Raw genomic sequence first — 22,951 nt, 5'->3', positions numbered from 1 at the left:
TTGCGCGTGTCTCGGCACACAACACAAGCTCATAAAAATCACTTAATTCTTTCATTCAGGAGAAACAACGATGAAACGCTTGAAAGCTATCCTAATGGTCGTCATGCTCTGCTTCAGTTTTGCGATCGCCTCTCCCGCAGGGGCTGATCCGATCGCTGAGAAAAGTCCAGAGTATGCTCAAATTACCCAGACGTTGAATAACCTCTTGCAAGCCAGACTCAATCCAGAAGCCGCAGGGTATTCTGCTGAAGAATTGCAGCAAGAAATCAACACTTTGCAGTTTCAAAAGTACGCAATGGAAACTACCGAAGATTGGGGAGTCTGCCGTAATGAAACCGGACAGACGATCGGTGTGTATCTCCATAAGCCTCAGAAGCCGTACACGATGCCCTATGCTAGCTCGTTGTACTTTCTCGCTCCAGGGCAGGAAACCGATGAGGACTGGGATTGCGATGGAGTCTTTGTTCCCAGCGATGCTCAAATTGCAGGGTTAGACCTGGGTGGAGCCGGAGCCGTCAAAATCACCGACGGAACCCGTTTGGTAGTAAGCAACAATCCGTTCGCAGGTGGGGTTAGCTTCAATGCGCCTTTAGCGGGCACTGTAATTGCTGAAGAAGGCAACTGGTTGATTCCAAACTTCACCCAATCAGATGTTGCCGCCCAATTCCCCAACGCACCCAACGACTAGACGGCGAAGGGAATCATCAGGCGATCGAGCCAGATACAACTAGACACAAGCAGGTAATTCTCTTGTGGGGTGGGCATCCTGCCCGCCCATTCGTTTTACAATAAAAGACTAAATCTTCCAACCAGGGTCTATGCAGTTATTTAAGCCCCTCACCCCAGAGCAACTCGCCAAAGCCAAGCGCAATTCCTCCCGCATCCGCGATCACCTGGCCAACGAACGGACTTACCTTGCCTGGATGCGAACGGCGATCGCCCTAATGGGATTTGGTGTCGTCATTGTTCGACTGCGGGCCCTCCAGACCCCTTTAGCCACCACTCCAGGAAGTGGCTGGAAGTTAGGACTGATCTTTTCACTGGTGGGTTTAGCCACCGTGATTTTATCCACCTGGCATTACTTTACGTCTCGCTATGATATCGATTTAGATGCTTATGAACCTGCCGATCGCTGGGTGATTGCATTCAGTCTGGCGGTTACAGTCTTAGGTGCAGGGGTGATCTATTTCTTCTTTACGGTTCCTTTGAACTATACGGAGGTGGTGTTTGAGTAGGGTCAAACCGAGTGAACCAGTTTCCAACTAACCATCACCAAGATCGCATAGATACCGAAGCGGAGAAGCTTTTGGGGAGCAGCTTGACAGAGGGATGCGCCAAGCCAGACACCGGGAACTGAACCCAGCCAAATCGGAATCACCAAATGCCAATCAACCGTACCTAAGCTGAGATGTCCGAGTGCGGTGAAGAAGAGTAGAATTGCCGCCTGGGTTAAGTCGGTGCCGACTAGCTTCTGGGCATCTAGCCGAAAGAAAGCGATCAGCACCAGTGCAAAGAGCGAACCCGATGAAACGCTGGTCATTCCCACCAAACACCCCAAAACTGCCCCTAACCCGATCGCCCCAATGCGCCCTTTTGGGGTATCTAAATCCAAAGTGGGCAAGGTGGGAAATTGGAAGTTGGGGTGGATGATCAGGATGACCATCTGAACCAGAGCAATCAGGGTGATCAGCAAAATCGCCATGCCGATCAAGTGCAGCAGCATGGCATCCAGATTGAGGGTTTCGGTTTGGTGAAGCTGATTCAGAATCGCCACTCCAATCAGGGAACCCGGAACGCTGCCGCAGGCTAACCACCGAACAGCGGCAAAATCCAGCGTTTGCTGTCGCCAGTGTCGGATGCCGCCAATCACTTTCATCAGGGTGGCTGCGACCACATCAGAACTGACGGCAACGGAAGCAGGAACCTGAAACACCAGAATCAGCATCGGTGTAATCAGTGAGGCTCCGCCAATGCCCGTGAGTCCCACTACAATCCCCACCATGAAGCTGAGGGCAATCAACAGCATCTCATTCATGCGCCGACCCCAAATCCTGGAATGACGAGGGGAAGCAACGCCCCAAAATTCAGCGTTCCTTCTTCTGAAATCAATGCCGGAACATCAATGATGTGGAGCTGGACTAACGCCAGAATTACAACGGTGTAGATCGTGGACGAAACGACACCGGATAACAGTTCTTTTTTGAGGTTGCGCTGTTTTGGCTGGTTCTGCAAGGCATCGATCGCCCCAAACTGCATCATCAGGATACCGATGACATTAGAAATCCAGTAGCCGCTAATCAGTCCAGGCAGGAGCCAGTCGGCAGAGAAAAGACTACAGAGATAGCCGAATCCGTAGGCGATCGGCAAGTTGAACACCAGGTCATTCCACCAGCAGAGGGGCGATAGCAAGTATCCCAGGACAAACAAAGCACCACCCCGCAACCGTTTCCAGGTTAGCCCCTGGAGAAGGTGTAGCAAACGAGAGCGGCGATCGGAGGGCGGCTCTTTAGCTGAAACTGCCTTTGTTTGGACTGGTTCTGACTCGATCGGACTTTCCTGTACCACTACATCTGATAACTTCATGATAAGCTCGGTATCCCGACTGACTTATCGTAGTTTAGCATTCGATAACATCTTAAACTTGATGGATTTACCGTATTTTTAAATTGATGAATCTATATCGATTGAAGGGAAAGCAAATGGCGGTGGACGAGTCTCAAACTCAGCAAACAAGCGAAAATGCCGAGTTGCCTCAGGCCACTCAGCAAGCCGAATCACGGGTGCGGGAATATTTAGCCAACGAACGGACTTACCTCGCCTGGATGCGAACAGCAATCTCGCTGATTGGTTTTGGGGTGGTGATTGTGCGGATTCGTGCCTTCCAACCGCCCCTGGCTCCAGCCCCGGAACGACCTGGCAGTTGGGACTGATTTTTGCGATCGTCGGCTTGGTCACGGTGTTTCTGTCTACGCAGCACTATTTTGCCGTGCGTCACGATATCGCGGATGATACCTACGAGCCGTCCGGACGTTGGGTAATTTTATTCAGCATCGCCGCTACGCTGATGGGGGCAGGAATTATCTACTATGTCTTCACCTACGCCCCAATACCGATCGCCGATCCCGTTCTGTAAACCTAAATCACCTGAAACTCTTGTGGGGTGGGCATCTTGCCCGCCCAGGAACTAAAGCTCTTGTGGGGTGGGCATCTTGCCCGCCCAGGAACTAAAGCTCTTGTGGGGTGGGCATCTTGCCCGCCCATTCAACAAAGCAGAATCACTGCACAGATGATACGCTCCTAAACGCTCTGTATCGCAAACGCCTTGGCATCCTTCGGCTTCACATAGACCTGCTGCCCCGCTTTCAAATGATTCAGGTCAGCATACTGTTCTCGCGTGAAATACACCGTAAAGCTGTGCCCATCTTCCAGACTGAGTTCTGCCTGCACCTCCCAGCCCAAATGAATCACCCGCTTCACCAATGCCGGAACCGTCGCTGCATCCGGAGTCAGTTCAACCTGCACATCATAGGGACGTAAGAACACCTCAGGAGACTCATGGTTTTGCCCGTTTTCGGTAAAGATGGGCGAGGTACTGGGCAACACATTCACCGGGCCAATAAAGCTCATCACGAAGGGGGAAGCCGGATTGTCATACAAATCTTCGGGGCTACCAACCTGCTCGACCTTGCCATGATTCATCACCACAATCTCATCCGAGACTTCCATCGCCTCTTCCTGGTCATGGGTGACAAAGACCGTGGTGACATGCACGGTGTCATGCAGGCTCCGTAGCCATACCCGCAGATCTTTCCGGACTTTCGCATCCAGCGCGCCGAAAGGTTCGTCTAATAACAAGACCTGGGGTTCCAGTGCCAGTGCCCGCGCCAGAGAAACCCGCTGCCGTTGTCCCCCTGAAAGCTGCGAGGGATACCGTTCTCCCAGGCTTTCGAGTTGAATTAAATCCAGCAGTTCATTCACCCGATTTTTGATGCGCGCTTTCGGCTGTTTAGCAATCTCCAGTCCAAAGGCGATGTTTTGCCGCACGGTGAGATGCTTGAACAGAGCATAGTGCTGAAACACAAAACCAATGCCGCGCCTCTGGACATCTTCATAGGTGGCATCGCGTCCGTTAATAAAAATTCTGCCGCTGTCTGGCTTTTCCAGCCCGGAAATCAACCGTAACAAAGTGGACTTTCCAGAGCCAGAGGGTCCCAACAGAGCTACCAGTGAACCCGTCTTAATCTCCAGATCAACCTGATCAACTGCCTTGAAATCACCAAAAATCTTGGATACGTTTTCTACCGAGATTCCCATAGGTTCAGCCTTCTAGCCTTTATAAGATGTAATTCTGCCAACAAAATACGATGAATTTATCGAGATACTGGAGTTTTATCACATTTTGCAGTAAAGTAAAACTTCAATACTCCGGTATGTTGATTGATATACCGCATGTAGAGAGTATATCGCCTCAATTCATGTTGTTTCTTAAGGAAAAATCGGCTATGAGTCGGTCTGGATTGTTGGGCAGCAATCATCAAAAACCCTATCGAGATCTCACAGATTAAGGAGCGTTCGTTACTATGACTTCACCTCGTAAACCCCAAAATCAGGGGTTCCAAGGTCAGCCCAGTCTGGTTTCTCAGTTGAACCGCGGCTTGCGGGGGGCTGTTTCTCGTCGATCGGTGCTGTTGTTTGCGGCGGGTTTGGGGATGTCGGTATCGATCGCTGCCTGCGGTGGCGGCACAACCACGGGTACTGCCCCTGGTGAAGGCGAGCAAGCCACCCGACCCGATACCATCGACCTCACCCTGGTCAGCTTTGCGGTAACTGAAGCCGCCTACTCCAACATCATTCCACTGTTTGTGGAGCAGTGGAGAGAAGAGACGGGTCAGACCGTCCGCTTTGACCAGAGCTATGGCGGTTCTGGTAGCCAGACTCGGGCAGTGATTGATGGATTGGAAGCGGACATCGTGGCCCTGGCCCTACCTGCGGACACACTACAAATTCAAGAAGCGGGACTGATTGAACCCGGCTGGGAGCAAGAAACCCCCAATGGCGACGGCATTGTCACCTCATCCGTAGGCGTAATTGTCACCCGCGAGGGCAACCCCAAAAACATTCAAGACTGGGATGACCTGACCCGCGACGATGTTACTTTCGTGACTGCTAACCCCAAGACTTCTGGCGGTGCCCGCTGGAACTTCCTGGCTCTTTGGGGACACATTTCTGAAACTGGCGGTACTGAAGAGCAGGCCAAAGCCTTTGTCACTGATGCCTACGCCAATGTGCCCGTGTTGCCCCGAGATGCTCGGGAGGCCACGGACGCATTTTTCACCCAAAACCAGGGTGATGCGTTGATCAACTACGAGAACGAGGTGCTGCTGGCAGAATTGCAGGGGAACGAACTACCCTACGTGATTCCTGATAACAACATCTTTATCGCCAACCCGATCGCGGTGGTCGATAGCTATGTAGATCAGCGGGGCACCCGTGAGGCGGCCGAGGCGTTCGTGGCCTTTTTGTTCACCCCCGAAGCCCAGCGGGAGTTTGCCAAGGTAGGTTTTCGCCCGGTGCTTCCTGAGGTGCAGCAGGAGTTTGCCGATAAGTTTCCTGAGGTGCCTAACCTGTTCACCGCCGAAGACTTTGGCGGCTGGGCGGAGATCAACCAAAACTTTTTTGCCGATGGTGCAATCTTCGACGACATTCAGACTGAGATTGCCCGTCGCTAGCTTCTAGCTCAGACACCGGAGTTTTCCGCATAAGGTTTCCGCATGACAGAAACGCCTGACGGCAACCCGGTGTCTTGCCTCTTTGACCATTCGTCTCCTGCTTAAAGTAACCCATGACCCTTGCCACTACAGAAATCCATCGTTCTAACCGACCCAAAAGTGTGCTGAAAAAGATCCCTATCCCCTGGATTGTGGTCTTTACCCATATGTTCGTGATCTTGCTGCTACCGTTGGTCGCACTGCTGCTGCGGGCGATCGTACTGAACCCAGCACAGTTTTGGGCCCGGCTACGACCCCCATTGCGCTGTCAGCCTATAACGTCACCTTTACCACTGCAATTGCGGCGGCGATTGTCAATATGTTGGCAGGCACTCTGACGGCCTGGGTGCTGGTGCGGTACGAGTTTCCGGGCAAGCGATTTTTAGACGGTATTATCGATTTGCCCTTTGCCCTGCCGACAGCGGTAGCAGGTGTTACCTTGGCTACAGTGTATAACCAGAGCGGCTGGCTGGGACAATTTTTTACCCCCTTCGGCATTCAGATCTCGTTCAGTCGCATTGGGGTGGCGATCGCGATGATTTTTGTCTCATTGCCCTTTGTGGTTCGCACTGTTCAGCCGGTGCTGCAAGAGATTGAGCCGGCGATCGAAGAAGCCGCTTGGTCCTTGGGTGCATCCCGGTTTACAACGTTTTGGAGGGTGCTTCTGCCGCCAATTATTCCCGCGATTCTAACTGGCACCGCTCAGGCGTTTGCTCGTGCCGTGGGAGAATTCGGTTCGGTCGTCCTGATCGCCGCCAACCGACCCTTTCAAGATTTGATTGCCCCGGTATTGGTATTTCAGCGCCTGGAGCAGGCTGATATTCCTGGGGCAACGGTGATCGGTTTGGTATTGCTGCTGATTTCCCTGATATTGCTATCGGTTATTAATCTGCTACAAGCTTGGGGTCGCCGCTATGACGCTTAACCTAAATGATGCCCAGTCTCCTGTCATAGAACCTGAAATACACTCCCAGAGTCAGCGAGAATGGGGCAAAATTGGACTGATTCTGCTGGTGTTTGCCTTTTTTGCCGTGATTTTGGTTGTGCCCGTTATTTATGTGTTTGTAGGTGCATTCAGCAATGGACTCGCTGGTTTTTTGCGGACTCTGTCCAGTCGTGAGTTTCTGAACGCACTAAGGCTGACGCTGATGGCAGTAGCGGTCGCCGTGCCGTTGAATGTTGTGTTTGGTCTTTGTGCTGCTTTGGTGATTGCGCGAAAAAGCTTCCGAGGGCGAACATTTTTGCTCAGCGTGATCGACCTGCCGTTTTCTATCTCGCCAGTGGTCGCAGGTCTAATGCTGGTGTCGCTCTACGGTCGCCAGGGGTTGCTTAACCCAGTCCTGCAAGCCATTGATCTGAGGATTATTTTCTCCTTTCCTGGTATTGCCCTGGCAACTATTTTGGGCGGTATGCCCTTCGTCGCCCGCGAAGTGATTCCGGTGCTGGAAGAAATTGGTGAAGAAGAAGAGGAAGCGGCTAAGACTCTAGGGGCGAGCAGTTGGCAGACCTTTTGGCGGGTCACTTTGCCCTCCATTCGCTGGGCGCTGATCTATGGGATTATTTTAACCACCGCTCGGGCGATGGGCGAATTCGGTTCTATCGCCATTGTTTCTAGCAATTTGATCGGACGCACCCAAACCCTTACCCTGTTTGTAGACAGCTCCTATCGTAATTACGATTCCCAAGGAGCCTTTGCTACGGCTGTGGTATTGGCTGGTCTGGCGGCATTAACCCTGATCATCAAACAGGTGCTTGAACATCTCTATGGTCATCGACTGAAGGTCAAATAAATCCAATCGTCATCTTATCGTCATCTTAATGACTCAGGAGGCAATCATGGTTTCCTCTGCTAATGACAACCGACATATTCAGCATCGGATTCGCATTCAAATTCCTAAAACCTATCATCAGGAACCGATTATTTCGGATGTGATTACTCGCTATGGCGTGACGGTGAATATTACGGCGGCGTTGCTCAGTGCCAATGCGAAGGAAGACGGCTGGTTTGATCTGGAGCTACGCGGGACGGTCAACCAGGTACATAATGCGTTGGAATATTTGCATGATTTGAACCTGAAAACCTGGCATGGAGAGAATGACCCGGAGGATGGTTGGTAGAACAAACATTTTACACGGGTAGGGGCGATTCGCGAATCGCCCCTACTACAAATGTGATACATTGCCCCTCGCCAAATGAATACATCCTTACTAAATGTAATACATGGTGTCTACCTGCTCGTACTTCGATCGCATTTGGTAAAGATCTTCGAGTGTACAGTTGTGCAACACATCTTTGGTTTTGTTATGCGCTTCTGTCCAGGTATCTCGGATCAGCGATCGATTCACAGAAAGTGAGTCTTGCACATACTTGACGGCTTGACTACTTTCAAAGCATTCAAACACTTCTAATAGCGTGATTTTTTGCGGTTGACGAGCCAGTAAATAACCACCCCGAACACCTCGCAGCCCGCGCACGATACCCGCTCGACCCAGAGCGTTGAAGATATGCTCCAAGTAACGATCGGGAATACCTTGTTGAGCAGCGATTTGCTTAATTTGTAGGGGTTCTGCCTCTTCAAACTGGCTAGCAAGTTCTATTAGGGCAGCCAGCGCGTATTCGACCCTTGCAGACAATTCCATATCGATCGCAAGCCTGAGTGAAGGTTTGTCCTATTATACTCCGGCATGTTGATAAAGATATGCATCTTTGGTGGGATGACGGAAATTAAATGTACATTCCACTGTAGATAAATGAATTCGCCGCTTCGAGCGTTTGAATATCACGCAATTGGTGTTTCTGAGCTTCTATTTCCTGTTCGTGTTCAATGATTCCACAGTGTTGATTGGCAGGAACTGCCCGTTTCATTTTTTGAGGATAGGGTAAATTCAATTGAGACATTAATTCGATAAATTGCGATCGATCCCGTCCAGCAAACCGAGGATTCCACTGTTTCTCTTCACCAATGGTTGAAACCGTTCGCCCCTGATAGTCGTGTCCAGGATATACCAGGGTTTCATCCGGCAGAGAAAATAACGATTGAGTCACCGTTTCGTACAGCATTCCCGCATTTCCCCCCTGAAAGTCTGTCCGTCCACAGCCGCGAATCAGGAGGGCATCCCCCGTCAGAAGATGGGAATGGTTGACCCAATACGCCATGTGGCTGCCGGTGTGTCCTGGGGTGGCGAAGGCTTGGACTTGGACTGCCCCCAGCGATAAAACCGCCTGGTCATGGATGATGCGATCGGCTCCGATTACCCCCGAATGGGCTGGGACAATTATCTGACATCCCGTAAAGGTACGAAGTTTATCGGCTCCAGTCACATGATCGGCATGAACATGGGTTTCCAGGCAGGCGTGTAAGCTGAGATCGAGTTCTCGCAATACCTGCAAATCTCGCTCCACTTGTTCCAACACTGGGTCAACTAATAGGGCACGCCGCGATCGAGCATCGGCAATCAGATAAGTATAGGTACAGGATTCTCGATCGAATAGCTGCCGGAAGATAAATGAATTGTCTGAAGATGTAATCGATATAGGTTGGGGAATCTCTTCCTGAATCGAAACAGACTGTAGTAGGGTCTGGCTTAATTCCTGCGCCTGAATTCGCAGTTCAGGAACCGCCGTGGTTTCCCAGAGGGTGCCTTTGCGGGCAGTACCGATCGTATAGAGCCAATTTGACTCATTCCCCTTTGCATCTAGAACGGCTCCCGTTGATGCGGTATCAATTCCCATCAGTATTCCTGGCTGAATCAATTGATGTTTCTGTAAACTGGCAACCAGGGGATGCTCTAATCGATTGTAATGACCTGTTGCTCCCGTACAGTTAATAATCAGTTGAACGTGTAAAACGGTCTGCTGATCCATACCCCGATGACGAATCGTGACTGCCACTCGATCGCCTAAATCCTGGCAAGTTTGAATCCGTCCAGCATAGTCGATGAGTTGACGACACTGCATTGCCTGATCCAGCACTGCCGCAATCTCCTGGGCAATCCGGTGACGGTGAACCTCCCAGTAGGATTTGACATGGCGCAGAAATCGCTTCTGTTCCACCAGAGGTAAATTCTGCCAGAGTTGCTGAGTGATGGGACGCAGGGCATCAACCACCGATCGCCAATCCTGACCCTGTCCTGCCGCTGTTTGGACTTCCTGCCGCACTTGTCGTAGCAATGCCCGAATCGATCGGGGAGCCGTATTCGTCTTCAGGAAAGCAGGATAAGTTTGAGCTTGATGAGACGACAAGTGGCACTGAGGCAATAAACCGTGGCGGGAAACAGCATAAATTTGCCCCTGATGCCCATTTTCACGGAGCGTTACCACCATATCCGCCATTGTTAGTCCCGTCCCCACCAGCAGCACTGGCGCATTGATGGGGAGGTGACGGGTTGCTTCCCCTGACCAGGCTTCCCTGACATAGGCACTCGACTGCGGGCGATCGGTTAAGCTCTTCAGAGGTGCAGGTACGCTGGACGCAAAGTTCCCCAGTGCCAACACCACCCGATCGGCATACAGGCTGTCACCCGTGTCCAGGAAAATCCTTGCTCCTTCCCCAGGCGAACCTGTGGACGGCTTGAGGGCGCTCGCTTCCGCCGTGATCCGCTCCAGATGCACCATTGGAGCTGCGTTCACCACTGCATCTTGAAAAACAGAGTGAATGTAATCTCCATACATTCGACGGGGCATAAACCGAGTTGCCGTATCCGAATGTTGTTTATCTCCACTGGACTGCGCGTGATGTTCTAACCATCGTAAAAAATGATCTGGCTCATCGGGAAAGGCACTCATTTTAGCCGCAGGAACATTCAGCAAATGCGAGTCTATAGGCGTGCTATAGGCAATGCCTCGACCCACCTCAGGACGACGCTCAATCAGCTTAATGCTGAGGGGATAAGTTGCCCACCGCAGCAGATGAGTTGCCACCATCGTGCCACTAAACCCACCGCCGATGATGGCGATCGTTTTTGGAGTGCTTGCTGTAGAATGCTTGCGTTCCATTGGTATCATGCTGTGATTTTTCTAAAATGCGTTCGTTCTAAGGAGCGTGAATTAAATAACCTGTGCAATGATTTTGCTTCATTGACTGGGCGGGCAAGATGCCCACCCCACAAGAATTCCAGATTATTAAATTCGCATTCCTAAGTGAGCAATTTTTTGACAAGTTGCTCCAACTACTCAATTTGATTGGGAGCATCTCACTTTTGCCGCCCTCACCCTAAATCCCTCTCCCTCTGGGAGGGACTTCCAATCCGGCTCCTCTTCTCCCTGAGGGAGAAGGGGCTGGGGGATGAGGGCAATTTGCAAAGATGACCTGCTCCCATTTGATTTCTACCTTAAAGCAACTTTTTAAGGATTGGAGTTCACGGCTACCAAAACAGCAAAGTTAAATTTTATGGATTGCAAAGATATCCAAAAAAAAAATGATTGAAATCCTGGAAAACAGTGTCGGTCAATACTTCAAAATTGCAGCATTCACTGTCTAATTTGCTTAAGAACTTGCAGAATGTCGTGTAACTGATAGCCCTACCGAAGATGCAATTGACGGGTGAGAATTTGTTCCTTTAGCAGGGAATTCAGACTCAAGGAGTTGTTCAAACGCGATCACACTCGGAGACTGGGATCGGTTCCTGTGGTTGATCTTGATAATTGGCTGCTTCGTGTCCAGGAGTTGTTTTGATCCGTTCTGCCGAAAGACCGGAATTGAACGTAATCGATTCTGCTGTCGTTCTCGCTCTGTAAATCCATCGGGAAGCAACGCTGCTCCAATTCCTTCTTCAACGATCGCTTTCACCATCTCACTACTGTTCACTATCATGAGAATCTCCAGATCTGATGGCAGAATACCCCATGCCTGTAGCAGGTGATCGCTTCTTTGCTGCACGTCTGAAGTCGATTCCTGTCTAACCCATCCCGTTAATCGTAGATCTGCTAGGGTGACAGTGGAACGGGTGAACCAGGGATGGGCTTGCCCGACGACAACATTAAGGCGATCGAACGCTAGAACCCTTTGCTGAAGGCGATCGGAAGCGGTGGATGGTAGTAACTCAGACACAAAGCCCAGATCAAATCGTCCAGAGATCACCCCCTGACGAATTTCTTCCGCATCCCCCCGATGGGTTTGAACCAGCACACCGGGGTATTGCCGTTTAAATTGGCAAATTTTCACAGGAAGCCAGTAGTTGCCAATCAGTAGGCTGGTTCCGAGTTGCAATTCGCCTTGCTGTAGATGATTTAACCCTGCTAATCCACGTTCTATGAACGCCACCTGGTCTAAAATCTTTTTGGCTTCGATTTGGAGTAATCTCCCTGCATCGGTCAGTTCGATGTGCCGTCCAATGCGATGAAATAGCTTAATATCATACTCGGTTTCCAGGTTGTTAATCGCAGCACTGATAGACGGTTGCGTTAACTGGAGAGCCTCTGCGGCCCTGGTAAAGTGTAAATACCGTACAACGGTGAGAAAAATTCGTAGCTGGTCAAGCGTCATAGGTTCGCGCTCAGTGAGGCTCTTATGCTTCAGTTCTAGCGATCCTGGTTGATAAAATCAAATAGTCTTGTTTGTCAGAACAATCAATATTTTTGATTGATTCCTTTGAACGCCTACCCTCAATCAATTCTATTTATCGTTTTAACAAATAACGCTGTTTGCTTTTATTGGTTGAGGATTTTAGAGTGAAATTATTCCACTCGTTGCTTCAGGTTCTTAGCTCAACTGCTTGCCCCGATCGATTCTTTGATTGTGCCTGGCGATTGTATTGGTCGCACTTGTTTCTGGTCAGTGAGTGATGCATTCTACGAAACAGTATCCACTCAGCCTTAGTCAGAAATTGCTTACGGATTGATGAACACGCATTAATGAAATGGATGGAGAAATATAACTCATGACGAAATTGTTTAAGATTGCTCTGGTGTGCCTCATCTTACTGATGAACGTGTTACTGATTCAACCTGCCTATGCCGATGGACCCAAACTGGACAGTAATATTGATTATTTGGAAGTTACGGAAAGCCTGGATGGGTTAGTCAACGCCAGAGATACAGAGCAGCTACCAGAGGGAATTAACTCTACTGACGAACTGCAACAAAAGATTGCGGAATTGCAATATCAAAAGTACATCATCGAAACGGGAGAAGGCTACGGGCTCTGCCGTAACGAAACCGCAAAGACGATCGCGGTCTATGGGGCAGCTCCCAAGAAATCGAATTCTGAGTATGACAATACGCTGTATTTGCTGAACAGTGGCGAAGAAACCGATGATGACTGGTCTTGTACGGGGGTTTATATTCCCAACAATGTCAAGCTTGCAGGCGTGAATTTAGACGGAGCCAGTGCGGTTCGCACTTTAAGCGGTGCAGAACTGGTGATTCGGGAAAACCCGGAAACTGGGGCGATCGAACTGAACTTGCCGCCAACCCAGATTCTCAAAGCAGGGGACGCAAACTGGGAAATTCCTGATTTGGCAGAGGCTGATCTCAACCGCCAATTGCCTCAAGCCCCAACGGATTAGAATTGAAGCCACTATCTAAGCCGTTATAAGGCACGCAGAACTCCGAATTTAATCACCTGAAATTCTTGTGGGGTGGGCATCTTGCCCGCCCAGTCATCAAAGTAAAACGTTGCCTAGTTCCCATACCGCTACAGTCCCCCATGCTCACCTCAGAAGTGAAATTCCCCCTCCGCACTGTCCCTCCCCAGCCACAAACGTTATCTGCCTGTCATTCCATTCAGCAAAAGCCTTTCTGGTTCAAGACCGATCGAGTTTTGTTTTCGTTACTGTGGGTTACGATTACGACCGCAGGATTATTAGGTGCAATATTTAATCCCTACCTTGTTCAAAAAGCCGTCGCTCAGATTTGCACATCCTGTTGGCAAGTCAGTCTAATTTTTGGGTTAATCGCTCTGATGATTTCGCTCTTGTTGGCACAAACTTATCTAGTTCATGATGGCGATCGCACTCAATCTAAACTCAATCGCTGGAATGTCTTCTCAAGCATCACAGTAATGATGCTGACCTCCAGCCTGATCATCAGCATTTTAGTGTCGCCGCCGATCGGATAGAACCGATTGGATTGATGTAAGTTGTAGTTTTTGTTGAGAGTTTAACAATACACAATGGGGCGGGCAAGATGCCCACCCCACAAGAGTTTCAACAAGAATTTTGACAAGATTTTCAGCTTGTTTGATTTGTATTTCTTAGTTGGAAAGGCGGAACAACGGACGCAACCTAACCCCGATCGCTGTTCCCAATAGTGCAAAGGTAATCCATAACCAACCATGCAAACTGGTTGAGGCAATTCCGCTAAAATACGCTCCCACATTACAGCCAAACGCAATTCGTGCCCCGTAGCCCATCAGCAAACCGCCAATGAGAGCCGCGACAATCCCTAATCGTGAAGGAGGTTTTTTCAGTAATAAACGACCCGCTAACGCCGCCGCCAACGCTGCCCCAATCACGATACCAAAGTTCATCACCGAGATCACATCGGAAAAGACGCTGCTGTTCAAGGTTCTGGCTCCCACCCCCTGACTCCAAAACTCACTGGTTTCCGGATTCCAGCCCAACGCCTGAGCGATCTTGGCTGTCCATAAGGTGAACCCCCACGTTACCCCCCAGGGACGACCGGAAATAAGGAGAGTGAGCCAATTCAGAACGGCGAGGGCAACGGCTCCAAGGGCGATCGACCAGGAACCGTAGAGGAGAGAAGCGGGAACGGGAGGGACGGAGGGGGGAGGCGGCGGCGCATTGTCACCCGTTTTGCGTCCCCAGAACCAGAGGGCAACTGCAATCAGCAAGAGAAGAAAGAGTTGAAGCGCAATGCCTGTCCAACCCCACATGTTAATCAAAGACAGAGGCTCGGTTTGGGGAAGCCCACTCCACCAGTTACCCGTCAGGGTAGCCCAGAAGGAGCCAATCCCAAAGGTAATGAGCGTGAGCAGCATCATGCTACTGCCACCGCCGATCGTATAGAGCGTACCGCAAGCACAGCCGCTCCCTAGCTGCATTCCCACGCCAAAAATGAATGCTCCAACAATGCCCTGAACTGCCAGAGGAGCCACCGAGCCAGTCATACTCTGCCCAAAAACGGCTTCACGAGTGAGGATGGGGGCAAAGAGAAGCGTGGCAATGATCAGCATTAAAACCTGTGCCTGTACCCCCTTAGTTTCGCCGTAGATGAACAACCTGCGGTAGGACGAGGCAAAACCAAAACTGGCATGGTACAGGCTAATGCCGAAGAGACTACCAATCAAAAACAAAACGCTCTGTCGCCAACCAAAGACACTCAGCGTTACGGCTCCCACCACCAGAACAGCTAGAAGGAGGAACGCGATCGGTTTTTGGGTGCGGGGTTGGAGGGTTTGGGGTTGCCGGAGGGATAATTCGGTTACGTTACTCATCTGTAGGACTGATTCTTAAGTTCGCCGTTGAGACTCTGTAGTGGTTTCTTCTTCCTCTTCTTCCTCTTCATCTTCTGGCAACGTAGGGACGCAACTGGCAATTACGTCTTGAACTCGCGTGGCAGCACTTTCAGCAATCACCGACAGCATCGCCAGTCCAGCTAACCCCGTAGCGGTAATGGCTCCACCAAACAGTAGAAATAATAATCTCATCGCTTTCCAAATTTCGAGTCACTTGTCAATCTCATCCTACCCTCTTGTGGGGTAGGCATCTCATCATCAAATCCCTTGTGGGGTAGGTATCTCGCTCATCGATCTCATCCTACCCTCTTGTGGGGTGGACATCTTGCCCGCCCATGCAACAAAGCATCACCACCCCACCAATTTCTAACTTACAATCCTAAGCCACATCCCGTCCTGTTTCAACCGGGAGATCAGGCTGAGCGGAATATTCTGTCCACGAGCCTTCATATACCCGGACATTCGGATAGCCCAGCAAATGCTTCAGGACAATATATTGTAAGGTCGCTTCCCGTCCGGTGCTGCACGTCACGATAATAGTATCGTCTGGTGTAATGCCCTTCTCATCCAGAATTGCCTGAATTTCACTCAAGGGTTTCAACTGATGGCGATTTGGTTCGCCGATCGTAAAGGTGGGCCAGGGAATGTTTCTCGCTCCTGGAATGTGACCATTGCGAATGAACACATCAGTCTCTCCCGCAAACAGTTCAGGTGGGCGGGGATCAATAAAGGTAATGTCAGAATTTCCTTGCAGGACAATCTGCCGAACTTCATCCAGCGGAACGCGAAGGGAGGGATCATCATTCAGGGTGAAGCTGCCCAGTTCATAGTTCGGAAACTCCTTGGTGACGGGCAGTCCGGCTTCTTGATATCCAGGCAAACCGCCATCCAGCACAGCGATATTGCTCAAGCCGCCCCGCTCCAGCAGATACGCGACCATTGTTGCGCCCAGGATGTTGCCCTCGTCGGAGTAAACGAGAACCTGGCTATCGTCGTTGATTCCAGCTTGTTGGAAGAGAGACTCCAGCTTTTCTAGCTCCCAATACTGTACGGGCAACTGACCATTGGGACCACGAAAGGTATTGTCCGCAATGTGAACTGCTCCCGGAACGTGTCCAGAAATGTAGTCCAGGGGATTGATCCGCACATCCAGAATGCGGAGGTTAGAATCATCCTCGTGTTCCGCAATCCATGCGGGGGGCACAAACTCAACGGTTGCCGGACTGGCTGCCCATGAATGGAAGGGGATTAAAGGAATGGCGATCGTCACTGCAAGTAAGGAAGCGACAAAGGCGAAGAGTTTCGATCGCCAAAATTGAGTGCGGGACAAATTTCGCCAAACATTCGTTCTCATGACTCAAACTCCAAGGGGCTAGGGTGCAAAAGGTGATTAAATACAAGCAAAAGCTTTGCGATTCAGGACGGTGCATATCACCCGTACCGAATTATCTTTGCAAGTATAAAAAGCTTTAATACGGTAACCTAATCAAACTACCGTATTTTACAATGATATCCTCTCATAATCCTCCGCCCCTCTGCAAGTCGGAAAAATAGGTTGTTGGGGAACTGTGACATAGAAGTTTCAGACTATAGCGATTGGCAAGTAGCAATGATCGATCGCGGTTGATGGCCAATAGAAACAAGAGCAGGCAAGATGAATAGAAAATAGAAACAGGACGGGCAAGATGCCCATCCCACAAGTCAGGAAGAGAATAGAGAAAAGAGGACGGGCAAGATGCCCATCCCACAAGTCAGGAAGAGGATAGGGTAGTGAACGATCGCTGAACCTAACTCGCTCGACCGATCGCTGTAGCTTCTGGGACTTCGATCAGTTTGCCAGTCCGCACATCATAGAGAAATCCGTAGATGGGAATGGTGCGCGGAACCAGGGGATGGAATCGAATGCGTTGGACATCTTCGACGATGCTCTGTACCTGATCCTGAATTGTCAGCCAATCAATGTAGGCGGCTTCTGTGGAACCTGGACTTTGCCCCACATCATGCCAGCCAGATTCATCAATGATAGCCGTCTCCAGGCTATTCGCCAGCAGTCCTCGGATGATGTCATCTGTGAAGGTTTCCATGCCGCAGTCGGTGTGATGAATCACAAACCATTCGCGGGTTCCCAATAGTTTGTAAGAGATCACCAGCGATCGAATTGCATCATCACTCGCTCGTCCCCCAGCGTTGCGAATCACATGGGCATCTCCTTCCGCCAACCCAGCAAACTTCGCCGGATCAAGCCGAGCATCCATGCAGGTGAGTACCGTAAAGCGACGGGCAGGCGGCATTGCCAGGCTCCCTTTATCGCCAAAGCTGGAAGCATAGGACTGATTCGCTGCGAGTACCTCTGCCAAAATTTGACCCATTGGGTTCCACTCCTCTGTTTCGTTGTAGGTTAGTAGTGCCAGCTATCCCCAGCAGGGTTCGGTTTGCCTCGAATCTTTAACTTTAAAGACTCCAGGTATGCCAGCCCACTCTGCATCTGGGCGATCGTCCCTGTTAGCTCCAAGTCAAGCTGCCGGGGCTGACCATCGGTTCCCAGCACCGTGCGGGTGACGTTAACTGCTAGCTTATGATTGGCAACCAGTCGGGAAAAAATGGGTTCATAATGCTGCGATTCAGGAATGAGAATCTGAATACGGAGATGAGCGATACTAACACCCCTAGCTGTCTGAGTTGCTGTGATCATTGCTGTTGATCCTTAATCACGTTTTTGAGCACGTTAAAGAGGAAGGTAGCAAAGCCAAGGAGGCAACTTTGCTACAAAGCGGAGATCGCTGCAAGTAAATTAGCAACGGTATGAGGACGGATAAAGCTCAAGGCGATCGTCACAAAAAAGCTGAATAGACAGGCGATCGTGAGAATCAGTAACGGAGAAACGCTGACAGCAGGGGCATCTTTTAATTGCATCGCCAAACTCCTTAGATCAGGATTAATCAATGCGATCGGAAAGGCGGCTAGAAGGGGGAGATTTTAGCGTACTCATCAGCAGGCAGAAACGCCTCTTCGACCTGGATTTCTCTGGGAATAATTTGGGCTGTGTAGAAGGCATCCGCCACACTTTGTTGCTCAGTCTGGACTTGCTGATTCACCGCTTCCGGTACCCAGTTGCGGCGATCGTTGACAATGGCCATGATGTCCTTTGGTAGGCCTGTTTCTCTGGCAAATTGTTCTGCCAGTTCTTCCTGATTTTGCAAAGCCCATTCGCCGTTTGCTTTTGTTGCCTCCAGAATGGCTTGCAGTAAGTCTGGATGATTTTCGGTAAACGATCGGGCTGACAGGAGAAACGTCCGGCGTTCCCGTCCCACCTTCAGTTCTCGAATATTGCCTTCCTGTTGAGCAACCGCCAGAAACGGATCCCAAATTGACCAGGCATCCACAGAACCCTGCTCAAATGCCCCTCGCGCATCGGCCGGAGACAAAGAAACCACTTCCACTTCGTTGACCGGAATTCCCGCTTCTTCCAGCACGCGCAACAGCAGATAGTGGGCACTGGAACCTCTCTGGAGGGCAACCTTCTTCCCTCTCAGATCTGCGGGTGACTGGATAGAGGAATTGGCTGGCACGATAATATCCTGAGTTTCTGGCCCATAGGGAATGACGCTGACGTAGTAAAACTCTCCGCCTGCTGCCTGGGCGAAAATGGGAGGGGCATCCCCAATTCCACCAAAGTCAAGGCTGCCCGCGTTCATGGCCTCCAACATCGGAGGTCCCGACTGAAACAGCGACCACTCCACACTGGAACCTAACTCCTGTAACCGCCGATCGAGTTCTCCCCGCGTTCGCAGCAAATCCAGGTCGGTGGTTTTCTGATAGCCAATTCGCACGATCCTTGAATCGGTCGGCTCTGCCGTTGCATTTCCGGTTCCTGTCGCCGGTTCCGTTGAGTTGGAGTCCCCTCCGGCACAGCTTGAGGCGATCAGGGGAATCGATAAGCCTACCAAACCATACAAAACATCTCTGCGTTTGAGTTTCATGGTGATGTCATTCCAGTGCAACAGGTAAGAATCACAAATTGAATCGATCAGGACACATATTGCACTGAGGAATTGACCTCAGATGCTATCCGATCGCGTTGCAAAATTCGATCGAGAATTTGCAGCTTTAGCTCTGAAAAGGCGGCTCCTTCCGTGCGAGGACGGGGCAAATCGATCGGCAAATCCAGGGCAATGCGTCCCTCTTCAATCACCACCACGCGATCGGCTAAATACACTGCCTCTTCTACATCATGGGTAACGAGTAACGCGGTAAATCCCTGCTCTTTCCACAGGTTTTCAATCAATTGCTGCATTCCCAGACGAGTCAGAGCATCCAATGCGCCCAAGGGTTCGTCAAGTAGTAACAATCGGGGATGACTCACCAGTGCCCGTGCCAAAGCTACCCGCTGGCGTTGTCCCCCCGACAGCACCGTCACCCAATCATTGAACCGATCGCCCAGTCCCACTTCCCGCAGTGCCCATTCTCCCCGCTGACGAGCATTACCGCGTAACCCCAGGACGACATTATCAAACACCTTGCGCCAGGGCAGCAGGCGAGAATCCTGGAACATAATTCGGGCATTGGGATTGAGTCCGCGCAAAACCTGACCATCGATCGCCACTTCGCCAGAGGTTGGGGCATCCAATCCGCCAATCAACCGCAGCAGGGTACTTTTACCGCAACCACTTTTACCAACGACTGCAACAAACTCTCCGGGATTCAATTCCAAATTTACATCCTGTAAAACTTGAAAATTGCCAAATGATTTATCCAGGTTGCGAATGCTCAAATGAATGCCATATTGGGCATTTGATCTTAACGTACTCACCTTCTTATCTCCTTAATTGAGGGACACACTATGATATTTGACTCGGATGCCAGGCTAACAAATTTCTTTCTAGGAAACGCACGATCGAATCGGCTAATTTACCCAAAACGGCATACAGTAAAATACTCAGAACGACTACATCAGTTTGCATAAATTCTCTGGCGTTCATTGCCATGTAGCCAATTCCCGAATTAGCGGCGATCGTTTCTGCGACAATCAGCGTCAACCACATTAGACCCAGTGCGTACCGCAAACCCACTAGCATACTGGGTAATGCCCCAGGAACCACAATTTGCCAAAATAGCTCTTGACGTTTCAACCCGTATACCCGACCCATTTCCAGAAGATTGGGTTCGATCGATCGAATTCCAGCAAAGGTGTTGATATAAATTGGAAAAAATACGCCGAGGATGACCAGGAAAATTCTAGCTTGATCGCCAATCCCAAACCAGAGAATTACCAGCGGAATTAACGCCAGGTGGGGAATATTACGAACCATTTGGAGGGAGCCGTCTAACAAGAGTTCGGCAGGTTTTGAGAGTCCGTTTAAAACTCCCAGAAACAAGCCAATTCCTCCCCCGATGACAAATCCAACAAGGGCGCGATAGAGACTAATCCCAATATTACGAGTCAACTCACCCGTACCCGCCAACCGAATCGCAGCTTCCACAATCTGGGTTGGGGCAGGCAGAATTCGCGTTGGAATTAAGCCTACTTGCGACAATAGCTGCCACAGGACAATCAAACCAACCGGTACAATCCAGGGGGCGATCTGCTCCCAGGGAAGAGACGATCGCCAGGAAAAGTTGGACGGACGTTGAGCAATTTGCATCGGTGTTCCCCTCTGTAGACTTTCCTTCTATGAAACAAAGATTGAGTTCCTATCCGAAAACGAGTTAGCGTTTCTGAAATTCAAATCCTGCATGGTTTTAAGGAGCGTGAACTAAATAATCTGTGAATTGTTTTACTTCGTTGACTGGGCGGGCAAGATGCCCACCCCACAAGAATTTTGATTTGTTTAATTCGCGTTTCTAAATGAGTTCTTAGCGGCTGATCGCAGCAACCGGAGCAGGGCGGAAAGCAGCAACCAAATCTTGAACTGAATTTTGCAGGCGTTGTTCAGCTTCTGGTTCAAGCTGAATGCTGCCATCCTCGTTGCGCTGCACCTGACTATCGACAAAGTAGGCTCCTGCCAGGATATATCTGGCTCCCAATGCCGAAAGAATCGGTTTCAGGGCATAGTCGATCGACAGTAAATGGGCGATCGTGCCTCCGGTGGCGATCGGTAAGATGGGTTTGCCTGCAAGGGCTGTTTGTGGGAGTAAATCAAGAAAGGCTTTAAGAACCCCCGTGTAGGCGGCTTTATACACTGGTGTGGCAATAATCAAGGCATTGGCTTGTTCCACCAGGGACGCAGCCTGGACGATCGCTTCATGATCAAACTGGGCAAACAGTAAGGCTTCCGCAGGCAAATCGCGAACCGAAAGGATCTGCGTTGAAATCTGTTCGGCTTCTAAAATCCGCGTGGCAGATTCCAGGATGGAATAGGTGCGCGAAGGATGAGATGGACTTCCGGCGATCGCTAAAACTTGGGGCATGATGGAATTACTCCAGAATAATGAACAATGAACAGAGGTGAAATCGATCTAACCCACCCCTACCCCTCCCAGGAGGGGAATGTATAGAGGCTGGGTAGGGTAGTGAGTGTCGGTGATCTCCTCGAAACTCCTGGACTCTCCCAAGAGCAGAATGTCCGAAACTCCCCTCCTGGGAGGGGTTGGGGGTGGGTCAATCAGCAGGCACCCATCCCGCCACGATCTAACTCGCACTGGTCGGAATCTTTTCGTTGGCAATCACCTCACCCACCGGACTCATCATGCGGCTGGGCGGCGGTAAGGTTATGCCAACAGGAAGTTTCGGAAACAGCAGTTCTGCCACCCGGTAAGCTTCCTCCAAATGGGGATAGCCTGACAGAATGAAAGTATCAATTCCCAGATCGGCATATTCCAGCATTCGATCGGCAACCGTATCCGGATCACCCACCAGAGCCGTGCCTGCACCACCCCGAACCAGACCCACTCCAGCCCATAGGTTCGGGCTAATCTCCAGCGAAGCTTTGCTGCCACTATGGAGTTGCACCATCCGCCGTTGTCCTTCTGAATCAGCGCGAGACAGGGCTCTTTGGGCAGCCGCGATCGTCTCTTCATCTAAATGCTGAATCAGTTGGTGCGCTGCGTCCCAGGCTTCCTGTTCCGTTTCTCGAACGATGACATGCAGGCGAATTCCAAACCGGAGGGTTCTGCCCTGTTCTGCCGCCAGTCTCCGCACCTCAGCAATTTTTTCGGCTACCTGAGCCGGAGGTTCGCCCCAAGTGAGATACAAGTCTACGTGCTTGGCAGCTACCTGTTTCGCAGCAGGAGAAGACCCACCAAAGTAGAGCGGCGGATAGGGCGTTTGCACAGGCGGAAACAGCAGTTTGCTGCCTTTTACATTGAGATATTCTCCTTCGTAGTCCACCACTTCCCCTGCCATTACTTCTCGCCAGATTGAGAGAAATTCATCAGTGAGTACATAGCGATCGTCGTGGCTCAGGTGCAGTCCATCTCCCGCCAGTTCGACGGGATCACCTCCTGTGACGACATTCACCAGCAGCCGCCCTTGAGACAGACGATCGAACGTTGCCGCCATCCGCGCTGCCATTCCCGGTGAGCTAATCCCTGGACGAATTGCCACCAGAAACTTCATGCGTTGGGTGACGTGGATGAGCGAAGCCGCCGTAATCCAGGCATCTTCACAGGAACGTCCGGTGGGCAAAAGTGCCCCAGCATAGCCCAGAGAGTCGATCGCCCCCGCCAGTTGTTTCAAGTAATCCGGCGTGACCGCGCGACCACCGATCGGCGTTCCCAAATAGCGACCATCTCCGTGGGTGGGAAAAAACCAAAGAATATCCATTCTAC

The 22,951-nt window shown here is 50.7% G+C and carries 24 protein-coding genes and 2 pseudogenes; 9 read left to right on the top strand and 17 right to left on the bottom strand.

What is annotated here, in order from left to right:
* Positions 1-70 precede the first annotated feature (70 nt).
* Positions 71-688, top strand: coding sequence for a hypothetical protein (locus ACM1PF_RS26550; protein ID WP_416668956.1), 618 nt, complete (start codon positions 71-73; stop codon positions 686-688).
* 130 nt (positions 689-818) lie between these two features.
* A complete protein-coding gene (locus ACM1PF_RS26545; RefSeq protein WP_416668954.1) occupies positions 819-1,235 on the top strand; it encodes a YidH family protein in 417 nt (138 codons plus the stop codon).
* Positions 1,236-1,237: 2 nt separating this feature from the next.
* On the opposite strand, the gene ACM1PF_RS26540 is transcribed toward ACM1PF_RS26545, so the two are convergent.
* The gene (locus tag ACM1PF_RS26540; RefSeq protein WP_416668952.1) at positions 1,238-2,035 is read right to left on the bottom strand and encodes a sulfite exporter TauE/SafE family protein; all 798 of its coding nucleotides are present in this window, start codon (positions 2,033-2,035) and stop codon (positions 1,238-1,240) included.
* The gene (locus tag ACM1PF_RS26535) at positions 2,032-2,583 is read right to left on the bottom strand and encodes a hypothetical protein (RefSeq protein ID WP_416668950.1); all 552 of its coding nucleotides are present in this window, start codon (positions 2,581-2,583) and stop codon (positions 2,032-2,034) included. The genes ACM1PF_RS26540 and ACM1PF_RS26535 overlap by 4 nt, the downstream gene beginning before the upstream one ends.
* Positions 2,584-2,699: 116 nt before the next feature.
* On the opposite strand from ACM1PF_RS26535, the pseudogene ACM1PF_RS26530 reads away from it, so the two are divergent.
* Positions 2,700-3,133 (top strand): annotated as a pseudogene (locus ACM1PF_RS26530) (YidH family protein).
* Between the two features lie 164 nt (positions 3,134-3,297).
* Here the strand turns inward: ACM1PF_RS26530 and ACM1PF_RS26525 are convergent.
* The gene (locus tag ACM1PF_RS26525; RefSeq protein WP_416668948.1) at positions 3,298-4,314 is read right to left on the bottom strand and encodes a sulfate/molybdate ABC transporter ATP-binding protein; all 1,017 of its coding nucleotides are present in this window, start codon (positions 4,312-4,314) and stop codon (positions 3,298-3,300) included.
* A gap of 266 nt (positions 4,315-4,580) precedes the next feature.
* Between ACM1PF_RS26525 and ACM1PF_RS26520 the strand changes: the two genes are divergently transcribed.
* The 4 genes and pseudogenes from ACM1PF_RS26520 (at position 4,581) to ACM1PF_RS26505 (ending at position 7,886) form a co-directional block, all read left to right on the top strand.
* Positions 4,581-5,729 (top strand): sulfate ABC transporter substrate-binding protein, encoded by a 1,149-nt coding sequence (locus tag ACM1PF_RS26520; RefSeq protein WP_416668947.1) that lies wholly within the window; start codon positions 4,581-4,583, stop codon positions 5,727-5,729.
* A gap of 113 nt (positions 5,730-5,842) precedes the next feature.
* A pseudogene (cysT, locus tag ACM1PF_RS26515) lies at positions 5,843-6,693 on the top strand (sulfate ABC transporter permease subunit CysT).
* Positions 6,683-7,558, top strand: a complete 876-nt coding sequence (gene cysW, locus ACM1PF_RS26510; RefSeq protein WP_416668946.1) for a sulfate ABC transporter permease subunit CysW — start codon at positions 6,683-6,685, stop codon at positions 7,556-7,558. The pseudogene cysT and the gene cysW overlap by 11 nt, the downstream one beginning before the upstream one ends.
* 46 nt (positions 7,559-7,604) lie before the next feature.
* Positions 7,605-7,886 (top strand): NIL domain-containing protein, encoded by a 282-nt coding sequence (locus ACM1PF_RS26505; protein WP_416668945.1) that lies wholly within the window; start codon positions 7,605-7,607, stop codon positions 7,884-7,886.
* Between the two features lie 90 nt (positions 7,887-7,976).
* Here the strand turns inward: ACM1PF_RS26505 and ACM1PF_RS26500 are convergent, their stop codons facing one another.
* The 3 genes from ACM1PF_RS26500 to ACM1PF_RS26490 form a co-directional block, all read right to left on the bottom strand.
* Complete coding sequence (locus ACM1PF_RS26500; RefSeq protein WP_416668943.1) at positions 7,977-8,408, bottom strand: RrF2 family transcriptional regulator; 432 nt, start codon at positions 8,406-8,408, stop codon at positions 7,977-7,979.
* 85 nt (positions 8,409-8,493) lie between these two features.
* Positions 8,494-10,764 carry an FAD/NAD(P)-binding protein gene (locus ACM1PF_RS26495; protein ID WP_416668941.1) on the bottom strand — a complete coding sequence of 757 codons (2,271 nt, stop codon included), beginning with the start codon at positions 10,762-10,764 and terminating at the stop codon, positions 8,494-8,496.
* Between the two features lie 490 nt (positions 10,765-11,254).
* Positions 11,255-12,253: a LysR family transcriptional regulator gene (locus tag ACM1PF_RS26490; protein WP_416668940.1), complete on the bottom strand. Its 999-nt coding sequence runs from the start codon at positions 12,251-12,253 to the stop codon at positions 11,255-11,257.
* A gap of 394 nt (positions 12,254-12,647) precedes the next feature.
* Here ACM1PF_RS26490 and ACM1PF_RS26485 point away from each other — a divergent pair, with 394 nt between their 5' ends.
* On the top strand, positions 12,648-13,274 hold the full coding sequence (locus ACM1PF_RS26485) for a hypothetical protein (RefSeq protein WP_416668938.1): 627 nt from the start codon (positions 12,648-12,650) through the stop codon (positions 13,272-13,274).
* A 140-nt stretch (positions 13,275-13,414) separates the two neighbouring features.
* Positions 13,415-13,825 carry a hypothetical protein gene (locus ACM1PF_RS26480; protein ID WP_416668936.1) on the top strand — a complete coding sequence of 137 codons (411 nt, stop codon included), beginning with the start codon at positions 13,415-13,417 and terminating at the stop codon, positions 13,823-13,825.
* A 135-nt stretch (positions 13,826-13,960) separates the two neighbouring features.
* Here ACM1PF_RS26480 and ACM1PF_RS26475 read toward each other — a convergent pair whose 3' ends face one another.
* The 11 genes from ACM1PF_RS26475 to ssuD form a co-directional block, all read right to left on the bottom strand.
* Complete coding sequence (locus tag ACM1PF_RS26475) at positions 13,961-15,163, bottom strand: YeeE/YedE family protein (protein WP_416668934.1); 1,203 nt, start codon at positions 15,161-15,163, stop codon at positions 13,961-13,963.
* A gap of 15 nt (positions 15,164-15,178) precedes the next feature.
* Positions 15,179-15,376 carry a hypothetical protein gene (locus ACM1PF_RS26470; protein ID WP_416668932.1) on the bottom strand — a complete coding sequence of 66 codons (198 nt, stop codon included), beginning with the start codon at positions 15,374-15,376 and terminating at the stop codon, positions 15,179-15,181.
* A gap of 187 nt (positions 15,377-15,563) precedes the next feature.
* Positions 15,564-16,538, bottom strand: a complete 975-nt coding sequence (locus ACM1PF_RS26465; RefSeq protein ID WP_416668930.1) for a sulfurtransferase — start codon at positions 16,536-16,538, stop codon at positions 15,564-15,566.
* A 433-nt stretch (positions 16,539-16,971) separates the two neighbouring features.
* Positions 16,972-17,553, bottom strand: a complete 582-nt coding sequence (locus ACM1PF_RS26460; protein WP_416668927.1) for a beta-class carbonic anhydrase — start codon at positions 17,551-17,553, stop codon at positions 16,972-16,974.
* 29 nt (positions 17,554-17,582) lie between these two features.
* Complete coding sequence (locus tag ACM1PF_RS26455) at positions 17,583-17,876, bottom strand: NIL domain-containing protein (protein WP_416668925.1); 294 nt, start codon at positions 17,874-17,876, stop codon at positions 17,583-17,585.
* A gap of 71 nt (positions 17,877-17,947) precedes the next feature.
* Positions 17,948-18,097, bottom strand: coding sequence for a hypothetical protein (locus ACM1PF_RS26450; protein WP_416668922.1), 150 nt, complete (start codon positions 18,095-18,097; stop codon positions 17,948-17,950).
* A gap of 47 nt (positions 18,098-18,144) precedes the next feature.
* A complete protein-coding gene (locus tag ACM1PF_RS26445; RefSeq protein ID WP_416668919.1) occupies positions 18,145-19,164 on the bottom strand; it encodes an aliphatic sulfonate ABC transporter substrate-binding protein in 1,020 nt (339 codons plus the stop codon).
* Between the two features lie 47 nt (positions 19,165-19,211).
* Entirely contained in the window at positions 19,212-19,994 is a 783-nt protein-coding gene (locus ACM1PF_RS26440; RefSeq protein WP_416668917.1) for an ATP-binding cassette domain-containing protein, read from the bottom strand.
* A 28-nt stretch (positions 19,995-20,022) separates the two neighbouring features.
* Positions 20,023-20,826, bottom strand: a complete 804-nt coding sequence (gene ssuC / locus ACM1PF_RS26435) for an aliphatic sulfonate ABC transporter permease SsuC (protein WP_416668915.1) — start codon at positions 20,824-20,826, stop codon at positions 20,023-20,025.
* Positions 20,827-21,037: 211 nt separating this feature from the next.
* A complete protein-coding gene (gene ssuE / locus ACM1PF_RS26430; RefSeq protein WP_416668912.1) occupies positions 21,038-21,592 on the bottom strand; it encodes an NADPH-dependent FMN reductase in 555 nt (184 codons plus the stop codon).
* 220 nt (positions 21,593-21,812) lie between these two features.
* Complete coding sequence (gene ssuD / locus ACM1PF_RS26425; protein WP_416668909.1) at positions 21,813-22,946, bottom strand: FMNH2-dependent alkanesulfonate monooxygenase; 1,134 nt, start codon at positions 22,944-22,946, stop codon at positions 21,813-21,815.
* Between the last annotated feature and the right edge of the window lie 5 nt (positions 22,947-22,951).

The sequence above is a fragment of the Egbenema bharatensis FJBBOT/2019 genome, assembly GCF_048077055.1.
GTDB lineage: Bacteria > Cyanobacteriota > Cyanobacteriia > Elainellales > Elainellaceae > Egbenema > Egbenema bharatensis.
The sequence above is the reverse complement of the archived record's forward strand: the minus strand, read 5'-3'. Positions and strand labels throughout refer to the sequence as shown.